9 protein-coding genes and 1 riboswitch are annotated in these 10,075 nt (G+C 69.7%); of the genes, 6 read left to right on the top strand and 3 right to left on the bottom strand.

All coding sequences use genetic code 11. From position 1 onward, the window contains the following. Positions 1-394 precede the first annotated feature (394 nt). Positions 395-1,603, bottom strand: a complete 1,209-nt coding sequence (fabB, locus tag CQ393_RS17170) for a beta-ketoacyl-ACP synthase I (RefSeq protein WP_153193407.1) — start codon at positions 1,601-1,603, stop codon at positions 395-397. Then, positions 1,603-2,118: a 3-hydroxyacyl-[acyl-carrier-protein] dehydratase FabA gene (gene fabA, locus CQ393_RS17165; RefSeq protein ID WP_153193405.1), complete on the bottom strand. Its 516-nt coding sequence runs from the start codon at positions 2,116-2,118 to the stop codon at positions 1,603-1,605. The genes fabB and fabA overlap by 1 nt, the downstream gene beginning before the upstream one ends. Before the next feature lie 202 nt (positions 2,119-2,320). On the opposite strand from fabA, the gene dinB reads away from it, so the two are divergent. From dinB to CQ393_RS17150, 3 genes are all read left to right on the top strand, one after another. After that, positions 2,321-3,397 carry a DNA polymerase IV gene (gene dinB, locus CQ393_RS17160; protein ID WP_153193403.1) on the top strand — a complete coding sequence of 359 codons (1,077 nt, stop codon included), beginning with the start codon at positions 2,321-2,323 and terminating at the stop codon, positions 3,395-3,397. A gap of 52 nt (positions 3,398-3,449) precedes the next feature. Beyond that, entirely contained in the window at positions 3,450-4,100 is a 651-nt protein-coding gene (gene gph, locus CQ393_RS17155; protein WP_343200026.1) for a phosphoglycolate phosphatase, read from the top strand. A gap of 177 nt (positions 4,101-4,277) precedes the next feature. Then, the gene (locus CQ393_RS17150; RefSeq protein WP_343200025.1) at positions 4,278-5,204 is read left to right on the top strand and encodes an alpha/beta hydrolase-fold protein; all 927 of its coding nucleotides are present in this window, start codon (positions 4,278-4,280) and stop codon (positions 5,202-5,204) included. Positions 5,205-5,293: 89 nt separating this feature from the next. On the opposite strand, the gene btuB is transcribed toward CQ393_RS17150, so the two are convergent. Next, on the bottom strand, positions 5,294-7,150 hold the full coding sequence (gene btuB, locus CQ393_RS17145) for a TonB-dependent vitamin B12 receptor (protein WP_153193399.1): 1,857 nt from the start codon (positions 7,148-7,150) through the stop codon (positions 5,294-5,296). A 113-nt stretch (positions 7,151-7,263) separates the two neighbouring features. Next, positions 7,264-7,506, bottom strand: a riboswitch (cobalamin riboswitch). A gap of 134 nt (positions 7,507-7,640) precedes the next feature. Between btuB and cobT the strand changes: the two genes are divergently transcribed. From cobT to cobS, 3 genes are read left to right on the top strand one after another with little or no spacing between them, the layout of a single operon-like run. Continuing rightward, a complete protein-coding gene (gene cobT, locus CQ393_RS17140) occupies positions 7,641-8,711 on the top strand; it encodes a nicotinate-nucleotide--dimethylbenzimidazole phosphoribosyltransferase (RefSeq protein WP_343200024.1) in 1,071 nt (356 codons plus the stop codon). Further along, on the top strand, positions 8,708-9,304 hold the full coding sequence (locus CQ393_RS17135) for a histidine phosphatase family protein (protein WP_153193395.1): 597 nt from the start codon (positions 8,708-8,710) through the stop codon (positions 9,302-9,304). The genes cobT and CQ393_RS17135 overlap by 4 nt, the downstream gene beginning before the upstream one ends. Then, positions 9,301-10,029: an adenosylcobinamide-GDP ribazoletransferase gene (cobS, locus tag CQ393_RS17130; protein ID WP_153193393.1), complete on the top strand. Its 729-nt coding sequence runs from the start codon at positions 9,301-9,303 to the stop codon at positions 10,027-10,029. Before CQ393_RS17135 ends, cobS begins: the two co-directional genes overlap by 4 nt. The last annotated feature ends 46 nt before the right edge of the window (positions 10,030-10,075 follow it).

Raw genomic sequence — 10,075 nt, 5'->3', positions numbered from 1 at the left:
TGCGCCGATGGTAGTGTGGCTCAAGCCATGCGAGAGTAGGTCATCGCCAGGGTTTTTATCCCCAAACCCCCGCTGCTCATGCAGCGGGGGTTTGCTTTTGGGCGGAATGGAAATGGATTCTTGGTGTCCTGCACTCAGCGCCGCTCCAAGCCAAGCTGCGCCGACCACGCCTAACGCATGGCCAGGGAGCGTTGCGCCGGTGCATGCAGCCGCCCTGTAGACAGAATGGCCGGGCCTATAGCCACCTGCAGGGCTTGGACGCCGGCCGGAATCGGATCCTCGCAAGCCAAGGCTGGGCAGATGCAGCCCTGGCGGTGGATCCACGCCGGCCGCGCATACGACAACGGCGCCAATTGGCGCCGTTGCTTCAATCAACACCACTCGAACGCGAAGATCACACCCGGCCGAATACCAGGGTGGCGTTCGTACCGCCAAAGCCGAAGCTGTTGGACATCACCGTGGACAGCTGCGCCTCGCGCGTCTGCCGCAGGATCGGAAAGCCCTCCGCGCGCGCGTCCAGCGTCTCGATGTTGGCCGAGCCGGCCATGAAGCCGTCGCGCAGCATCAGCAGGCAGAAGATCGCCTCGTGCACGCTCGCCGCGCCCAGCGAATGGCCCGACAGCGCCTTGGTCGAGGAGATCGGCGGCACCTTGTCCCCGAAGACCTCGCGTACCGCCCCCAGCTCGGTGATGTCCCCCAGCGGCGTCGAGGTGCCGTGGGTGTTGAGGTAGTCGATCGGGCGATCGATACCGGCCAGCGCCATCTTCATGCAGCGCACCGCGCCTTCCCCGGACGGAGCGACCATGTCGGCGCCGTCGGACGTCACCCCGTAGCCGATCAGCTCGGCGTGGATGTGCGCGCCGCGCGCGACCGCATGCTCATACTCTTCCAGCACCAGCATGCCCGCACCGCCGGCGATGACGAAACCATCGCGGTTGGCGTCGTAGGGACGCGACGCGCAGGCCGGTGTGTCGTTGAAGCCGGTGGACAGCGCGCCCATGGCGTCGAACATCACGCTCATCGACCAGTGCAGGTCCTCGCCGCCGCCGGCAAACACGATGTCCTGCGCGCCGTGGCCGATCAGGTCCGCCGCCGCGCCGATGCAGTGCGCCGAGGTGGCGCACGCCGCGGACAGCGAGTAGCTCACGCCCTTGATACTGAAGGCCGTGGCCAGGTTGGCTGAGACCGTCGAGCACATCGTACGCGGCACCATGTACGGGCCGACCTTGCGCACGCCGCGGTTGCGCAGCAGATCGGCCGCTTCCACCTGCCACTGGCTGGAGCCACCGCCGGAGCCGGCGATCAGGCCGGTGCGCACATTGCTGACCAGCGCATCGTCCAGGCCGGCGTCGGCGATGGTGTCGCGCAGGGCGATGTAGCTGTAGGCCGCCGCATCGCTCATGAAGCGCTTGAGCTTGCGGTCGATCTGCGCGTCCAGGTCGATGTCGACGCGCCCGCCAACCTGGCTGCGCAGGCCGGCTTCGGCGTGGTCGGGCAGGGCGACGATGCCGGAACGGCCATCGCGCAGGGCACTGGAGACGGTGTCCAGGTCGTTGCCGAGGCAGGAGTTGATCCCCATGCCGGTAATGACGACGCGACGCATCAGAAGCTCTCGGTGGAAGTGAACAGGCCCACGCGCAGGTCCTTGGCGGTGTAGATCTCGCGGCCGTCGACCAGCATGCGGGCATCGGCCTGAGCCATCACCAGCTTGCGGTTGATCACGCGCGAGATATCGATCTCGTACTGGACCAGCTTGGCGTTGGGCAGCACCTGGCCGGTGAACTTGACCTCGCCGCAGCCCAGCGCGCGGCCCCGGCCTTCGGCGCCCAGCCAGGTCAGGAAGAAGCCGGTGAGCTGCCACATCGCGTCCAGGCCCAGGCAGCCGGGCATCACCGGGTCGCCGATGAAATGGCAGCCGAAGAACCACAGGTCCGGACGGATATCGAGCTCAGCCCGCACCAGGCCCTTGCCATGCGGACCACCTTCGTCGCGGATGTCGGTGATGCGGTCGAACATCAGCATCGGGTCGTTGGGGAGGCGGCCCTTGTTGGGCCCGAACAGTTCGCCATGGGCACTGGCCAGCAACTGTTCGCGCGAGAACGCATTGAGACGGTTCATCGAAGCGGTAATCCGGAGGGCGAAAAACGTGGTTAACGGCCGAGCATGCATGAAGCGCATGCGTTCAATCAACAGTTTTAACCGTACGCATCCGTAGTGTTTCCGGGAAAAGCCGGCATGTTCGCGGTAGATCGTACCGGTGCGTATGGAGTGCCGGGCTATCATGGCGCTCCTCCCGTTCCGCGGCTGTGTTCTTCCGTCAATGCGCAAGATCATCCACATCGACATGGACGCGTTCTACGCGTCGGTCGAACAGCGGGACGATCCGGCGTTGCGCGGCAAACCGGTGGTGGTGGCGTGGCGGGGGGCCCGCTCGGTGGTATGCGCGGCGTCCTACGAGGCACGTACCTTCGGCGTGCGCTCGGCGATGCCGGCGGTGCGCGCCGAGCGGCTGTGCCCCGACGCGGTGTTCGTGCCGCCGGATTTCGCCCGCTACAAGGCGGTGTCGCGGCAGATCCGCGAGATCTTCCTGCAGCACACGCTGCTGGTGGAGCCGCTGTCGCTGGACGAAGCCTATCTGGACGTGACCGATTCGCCGACCTGCGACGGCATCGCCACCGAGATCGCGCGCACGATCCGCGCGCAGATCCGCGAGGCGACATCGCTCACCGCCTCGGCCGGGATCGCGCCGAACAAGTTCCTGGCCAAGATCGCCTCGGACTGGCGCAAGCCCGACGGCCAGTTCGTGGTGACACCCGCGCACGTGGAGCGTTTCCTGACGCCGCTGCCGGTGAGCCGCGTGCCGGGCGTGGGCAAGGTGATGGAGGGCCGCCTGGCGGCGCTGGGCATCGCCACGGTCGGCGACCTGCGCGCACTGCCGCTGGAGCAGCTGGAAGCCTTGTTCGGGACGTTCGGGCAGCGTCTCTACCGGCGCGCACGCGGCATCGACGAACGCCCGGTGGAGCCGGACCAGCCGGTGCAGTCGGTCTCTTCCGAGGACACCTTCAGCGAGGACCTGCGGCTGGGCGAGTTCGACGAGATGATCGCGCAGCTGGCGGAAAAGACCTGGCGCGCGAGCGGGCGCACCGAGCGCGTCGGCCACACCGTGGTGCTCAAGCTGAAGACCGCGCAGTTCCGCATTCTTACCCGCAGTTTCACGCCCGATGCGCCGCCAGCCTCGGTGGAGGAGTTGCGCGACATCGCGCTGGCCCTGTGCCAGCGCGTGCAGCTGCCGCCGGAAACGCGCTACCGGCTGGTAGGCGTGGGCCTGTCCGGGTTCCGCGACCGGGAGGATTCGACGGTGCAGGGCGACCTGTTCCGCGATGCGTCCGGTGGCTGACGCGTTTTCCCGCGCCGCTACAATCAACCGCTTTCGAGCATGGAGTGGGTGCGTGGGTATCGCAGCGCTGGTATTCGACCTGGACGGCACGCTGGTGGACAGCGCCGACGACATCGCCGAGGCGGTCAACCGCACGCTGGACGAGCTGTCGCTGCCGCGCGTGTCCGATGCGACGGTGCGCAGCTGGATCGGCGAGGGCGTGCGCCGGCTGGTGGCCACGGCGCTGGCGCATGCCGGCAGCGAACGTACGCTGGAGGAGGTGATGCCGACTTTCATGCGCCATTACCGCGACTGCCTGCTGCGCAGCCCGCGCCTGTATGACGGCGTGGCCGAAGCGCTGCAGCTGCTGCGCACACGCGGGCTGCCCATGGCGATCTGCACCAACAAGCCGTCGGCGCTGGTACCGCCGCTGCTCGATCACCTGGGCATCGCCGGATACTTCGCGCACATCGTCGGCGGCGATACGCTGCCACAGCGCAAGCCGGCGCCCGAGCCGCTGCTGCATGCGGCGCGGCTGCTGGGGCAGGTCCCGGCGCATTGCCTGATGGTCGGCGATTCGGCCACCGACCTGGAGGCGGCGAACGCAGCCGGCATGCCCATCGTGCTGGTGCGTTACGGCTATCCGCGCGGCCTCGACCTGGAGTCGGCCGGCGCGCTGGCGGCGATCGACGACCTGCGGCAAATCGCCTCCTTCGCCGGATGAGGGCGATTCCCGTTTGAGGTAAGGTGCGATGCCAGCGGCGATGGCGCATGCTCCAGCGTGTCACCGTCGCGAACGCCACACCTCGAGCCGCCGCCAGAGGTCTTCCCCCTGTCGTAAAGGCTCGATATGTCCTGTGATTCCCGAATGCGGCGGCTCAGTCGCCGTCCGCCTGCCGCCGTGGCACTGTCCCTGCTGCTTCTCGCGATGGCGCTGATGGCCCTGCCGGCCTGGGCGCAGCCCGATCCGAACGCCCGTGTCGGCCTGACCGTGGCCGATGCGCGGCTGCATGGATACCGCTTCGAGCGGTTGTCCATCGCCTCGCCCGACGGGCAGCGCCACTACCGCGTGCACCTGGCGGTGCCGACGGGGACCGCACCGGCGCGCGGTTTCCCGGTGGCCTGCATGCTCGATGGCAATGCGGTGCTGATGGCGCTGGAGGCGCCGCTATTGGAGCAACTGGCTGCCAGCGCCCGCCCGCCGGTGCTTGTCCTTGTCGCCCACGACAACGATCTGCGCATCGATGGTCCGGCCCGCACGCTGGACTACACGCCACGGCGCGGGGAAGGCGGGGGCGAGGAGTTCGACGCGAGCGGCAACGGCCGCCGCAGCGGCGGCGCGGACGCATTCCTTGCGCTGATCGTCGAACGGATCATGCCGGCGGTGCGGCAGCGTATCGCCATCGACGAGGACAGGCGGATGCTGTGGGGTCACTCCTACGGTGGGCTGTTCGCGCTACATGCGCTCGCCACACGCCCGGACGCCTTCACCGACTATGTCGCGGTCGATCCATCGCTGTGGTGGGGCGAAGGCTTCATCGTCGGCGAACTGGAGCAGGCCGCGCGGCGGCATCCTGCCGCGCCGGCACGGCTGTCATTGATGCAGGGCGTGCCGTTGGCGTCCGATCGCGATGGCAAGGCCGGTCCGGGTGGCCGCGGTGCGGGCAATGCCGAAGCCGGCCAGCGGCTGGAAGCGGTGTTCGCCGAGCTGCCCGGCGTGGAAGTGCGGCGCATGCCGCTGCCGGGCCTGAGCCATGGGCAGACATTGGGCGCCGCCATCGCACCGGCGCTGCGATCGCTCGCGGCGAGCGCAGACGTTTCCCCGTAGCGCCGGATGGCATGCGGCAGGCCGTCCCTGCCGTCACATGAAGACGCCCCGGCCGGGAGCCGGGGCGTTGCGGGTCCAGCGCGTCCGCTTCAGCGCGAGCGGTAGCGCAGCGTCAGCTGGTACTCGCGGCCGGGCTGGTTGTACCAGGCCACGGTTTCGTACTCGCGGTCGAACACATTGGCCGCCTTGGCCTGCAGGCTCCATGCCTCGTTGATGGCGTACTCCACGCGCAGGTCCACGGTGCCGTAGCCGGCCAGGCGCAGGCTGTTGGCGGCGTTGTCGAAGCGGTGGCCGGTGCCAGTGGCGGTCACGCCCACGCGCAGCGGGCCGAAGCCGCGGTCCACGTCGAGCCGGCCGCTGGTGCGGGCGCGGCGCGGCAGCCAGTTGTCGTAGCTGGTCGCGCCGCTGGTGCGGTCGCGCGGATCGGTGAAGCTGGCCTGCGCGTTGATGTCGAAACCGGCCAGCGATACGAAGCCGGTCAGTTCCGCGCCGCGGATGCGCGCTTCGGCGATGTTGTACGGCGTGTAGGTGCTGTCCAGCGCGATCAGCTGGTCGATGCGGGTCTCGTAGGCGTTGAAGGTCCAGTTCCAGCCGTCGGCGTACTGCGCGATGCCGACGTTGACGCTCCTGGACTCTTCCGGCTTGAGGTCGGGGTTGCTCGACCACGGGAAGTACAGGTCGTTGAAGGTCGGTGCCTTGAAACCGGTGCCGGCGCTGGCGGTCAGGCGCAGGCCGTTGCCGAAGGCGAAGCCGTAGCCGAGGCTGCCGGTGGTGTGGTTGCCGAACTGCTCGTTGTCGTCGTTGCGCACGCTGGCCTGCAGCGCGTGCGCGCCGAACTGGCCCTGGTATTCGACGAACACGCCGGTGTTGTCGCGGCTGTCGATCGCGTAGTCCGTGGTGCTGGTGACCTCGTCCTTCTGCCAGTCGGCGCCGGCGGTGAGCTGCTGGCCCTCGGCGAACAGGAAATCGCCCTGCACGCTGGCGGTATCGCGGCGCGTGTCGAAGGTGGAAACGAACGTGCGCTTGCCGCCCTGGACGAAGTAGCTGTCGGCCTGGTCGTTGTTGCGGCCGACCTGCGCGGACAGGCGGAACGCCTCGCCAGGCGTCCACAGCAGCTTGCCGCCGTACACCTGCTGGTGGTTGTCGGCCTCGTTGCCGCTGTAGATGCTGCCGTCGTATTCGTTGCGGCTGCCGGCATCGAGCACGTGGCCTTCCACGCTCAGGGTTTCGGCCAGCGCATAGCCGCCGCGCACGTTGAGCGAGGTGTTGCGGTAGCCGTCGCGGTCGGGCTCGTCGACATAGCAGCCCTGGAACAGCGTGGCCGAACCGTTGCAGGCATTGATGCCGTCGGTCTTCTGCCAGGCGCCCTGCGCCGATACCCAGCCGCGTTCGCCGCGGTTGCTGAAACCGGCGCTGGCCTGGCGCAGGTTGTTGCTGCCGGCGGTCAGCGCCAGGTTGTGCTGCAGGCCCTGGCCGGCATTGCGGGTGAAGATCTGGATCACGCCGCCGATCGCCTCGGAGCCGTACAGGCTCGAACGCGGCCCGCGCACGATCTCCACGCGTTCGATCTGGTCGATGGGCAGGTCCTGCAGCGCCGGCATGCCGCTGGTGGCCGCGCCGATGCGCACGCCGTCGACCAGCACCAGCACCTGGTTGGAAGCGGTGCCGCGCATGAACAGCGAGGTGAGCTTGCCGGTGCCGCCCTGGTTGGCGAAATCCAGGCCGGCGCGGCCGCGCAGCAGGTCCAGCACCGAGCCGGCCTGGCTGCGGTCGATCTGGTCGCGGTCGATCACCTGCACCGGCACCACGCTGTCGGCGATGGACACCGGCGTGCGGGTGGCGGTGACGATCACGTCGTCCAGTTCGGTGGGCGCCTGTTCGGCGGCGGCGACGCCCGGCAGCGCGAGCGCCAGGGCGAGGGAAAGGGTGTGGTACGGCAGTTTCATGGGAACTCCTGGACCCGCGCGCTCCCGCGCGGATGGACGGTGGGGGCTGCCAGGAGAAGGAGAACGACGGAGTGCGCGCACGGCGCCACTGCCGCCGCCATGCCCTCCGCATCGCAACCAGTCGACTTCCGGGCCGGTCTCCGGGCTCGCAGGCGAAGCGCTTTGGCGCTTCCGTCCGGGCGCCTTCCCGTGCGATGGATGCACAGTGGCGGTATGCCCGGCCTTGTCCTGCTTACCGTTGCGGGGGCAGCGCCGGACTGGCGCTGCCAGGGGCATCCCTGGCATGCGCGGCACCGGCTTCCCGTTTCAACCGGCCGGAGCGAGTCCGGCCGGTCACCTGAAAGTGCGCGCATTCTATGCCATCGCCCGCATCGCCGCCCGGCACGCGCGACGGCGGGCCGGCATCGCCGGACCGGCGGCCCTGCGCGGCACATCGTGGAAGCGGTGCGCGCCCTACAATGCGCGATTGCAACGCGGTAACGGAACACACGTGACAGATCCATGGTTCACCCGGGCCTGCCCGGCGCCTTCGCAGGCGCACCGGCAGCAGGCCATCGCCCGCCAGCGGCAACTGACCAAACCCGAGGGCGCGCTGGGCCGCCTGGAAACCCTGGCCATCGAACTGGCCGCGCTGCAGGGACGCGGGCAGCCGCAGGCCGAGCGGGTACCGGTGCTGGTGTTCGCCGGCGACCATGGCGTCGCCGCGCAGGGCGTGTCGGCCTATCCGGCGGAAGTGACGGTGCAGATGCTGCGCAACTTCGCCACCGGCGGCGCCGCCATCGCCGTGCTGTCGCGCGAACTGGGCCTGCCGCTGCACGTATGGGACGTGGGCAGCCTGGCCGAGGCGCCGGTCGCCGGCGTGACCTGCGACAAACCGCGCCGCGGCACCGGGGATTTCAGCACCGGTCCGGCGATGACGCCGGCCGATCTCGACGCGGCCTTCGCCGCCGGCCGGCGCGCGATGGAAACCGCCTGCGGCGACGGCGCGGACCTGCTGGTGCTCGGCGAGATGGGCATCGGCAACACCACGGCGGCCAGCGCATTGGCCGCGGTGCTCGGACCATTGCCGCTGGCGGAACTGGTCGGCGCCGGCACCGGTCTCGATGCGGCGCGCATCGCCCACAAGCAGGCGGTGACCGCTCGTGCGCTGGCCCTGCATGGCGAGGCAATCGCCGCCGCCGCCGATCCCGGCCGCGAAGCCCTGCGCCGTGTCGGCGGGCTGGAGATCGCCGCGCTGGCCGCGGCCATGATCGCCGCCGCCCAGCGCGGCGTGCCGGTGCTGGTGGATGGTTTCATCGTCTCGGCCGCGGCGCTGGCCGCGGTGCGCATCAATCCGTCGCTGCGGCCGTGGCTGCTGTTCTCGCACCGCTCCGCCGAGCGCGGCCATGCGCTCGTACTCCGGAGCCTGCAGGCCGAACCGCTGCTGCAGCTGGACCTGCGCCTGGGCGAAGGCTCCGGCGCCGCGCTGGCGCTGCCGTTGCTGCGGTTGGCCTGCGCGCTGCACAACGGCATGGCGACCTTCGCCGAAGCGGCCGTCGCCGACCGGAGCGCAGCGCCATGATCCTGGACCTGATGCGCCATGCCTCCACCGGCCGCCAGGGCCATCTGGACGGCCGCACCGATCCGCCGCTGCTCGACGGCGCCATGGACGCGCTGCTGCACCGCCATGGCGGCGGCCAGTGGAGCCGGGTGATCGCTTCGCCTCGCCGCCGCGCGCTGGATACCGCCACCGCGCTGGTCGCCGGCCGCGACCTGTTCTGCGAGATCCACCCGGACTGGGCCGAACTGGATTTCGGCGACTGGGACGGCCGCCATTACGACGAGATTCCCGCCGAACAACTGGCCGGGCTCTACGACGCGCCGCACGCGGTGGTGCCGCCCAACGGCGAGAGCTGGCAGCAGTTCCAGGCGCGCATCGACGCGCAGCTGCAGCGGCTGCTGGACGAGAGCGAAAACGAGGACGATGGCGCCGGGCCGGTGCTGGTGGTCAGCCATGCCGGCGTGCTGCGGCTGGCGGTGTCGCGCGTGTGCGGCATGCCGCTGGCCGCGTTGTGGGCGATGCGCGTGGACTACGGCACCCGCGTGCGCCTGCGCGTGGCGCGCGGCGCCGATGGCCAGCTGTGGGGCGAACTGCTGGAACTGTGCCAGCCATGAAGCTGCGCGGGCTGATCCTGGCCATCCAGTTCCTGACCCGGCTGCCGACGCCGCAGGTGAAGGATTTCCGCGACGACGACCTCAGCCGCGCGGCGGTCTACAACCCGCTGGTCGGCGCGATCATCGGCGCACTGCTGGCCCTGCCGCTGTTCCTGATCGCCGACCGGCCCTGGCTGGCCGGCGCGCTCGCCCTGCTGCTGTGGGTGTGGGTGACCGGCGCGCTGCACCTGGACGGGCTGGGCGACGTGGCCGATGCCTTCGGCGCCGCGCATCGCGATCCACAGCGTTTCCTGGAGGTGCTCAAGGACCCGCACATGGGCGTGTTCGGCGTGGTCACGCTGGTCATGCAGCTGCTGCTCAAGTTCGTGCTGCTGACCGAGCTTGCCGCCAGCCCGTTGTGGCTCGGCATCGTGCTGGTGCCGGCGTGGGCGCGCTGGAGCACGCTGTGGTTGATCCGCCTGCTGCCGCCACTGCACGGCGCGGGCCTGGCCGAGCGTTTCTCCTGGCAGCTTAGCGTGCGTGCGGTGTGGCTGTGGGCGCTGCCGCTGGCGGCGGTCACCGCGTTCGTCGCCTGGCCGCTGCTGCTGACGCTGCTGCTGGTGCCGCTGGTCGCGGTCTACTGGCGGAAAAGGCTGGGCGGCATTTCCGGCGATTGCCTGGGCGCCAGCATCGAAGTCACCGAAACCCTGCTGCTGCTGGCCCTGGTGCTGCCCGGCAACCTGTAGGAGCGCACTTCAGTGCGCGAAGGGCCTTACCGGCAACGCCCCAGCA

Origin of the sequence: Stenotrophomonas sp. MYb238 (assembly GCF_009496535.1) — a bacterium.
Lineage (GTDB): Bacteria > Pseudomonadota > Gammaproteobacteria > Xanthomonadales > Xanthomonadaceae > Stenotrophomonas.
This window is presented reverse-complemented; position numbering and strand designations above follow the sequence as displayed.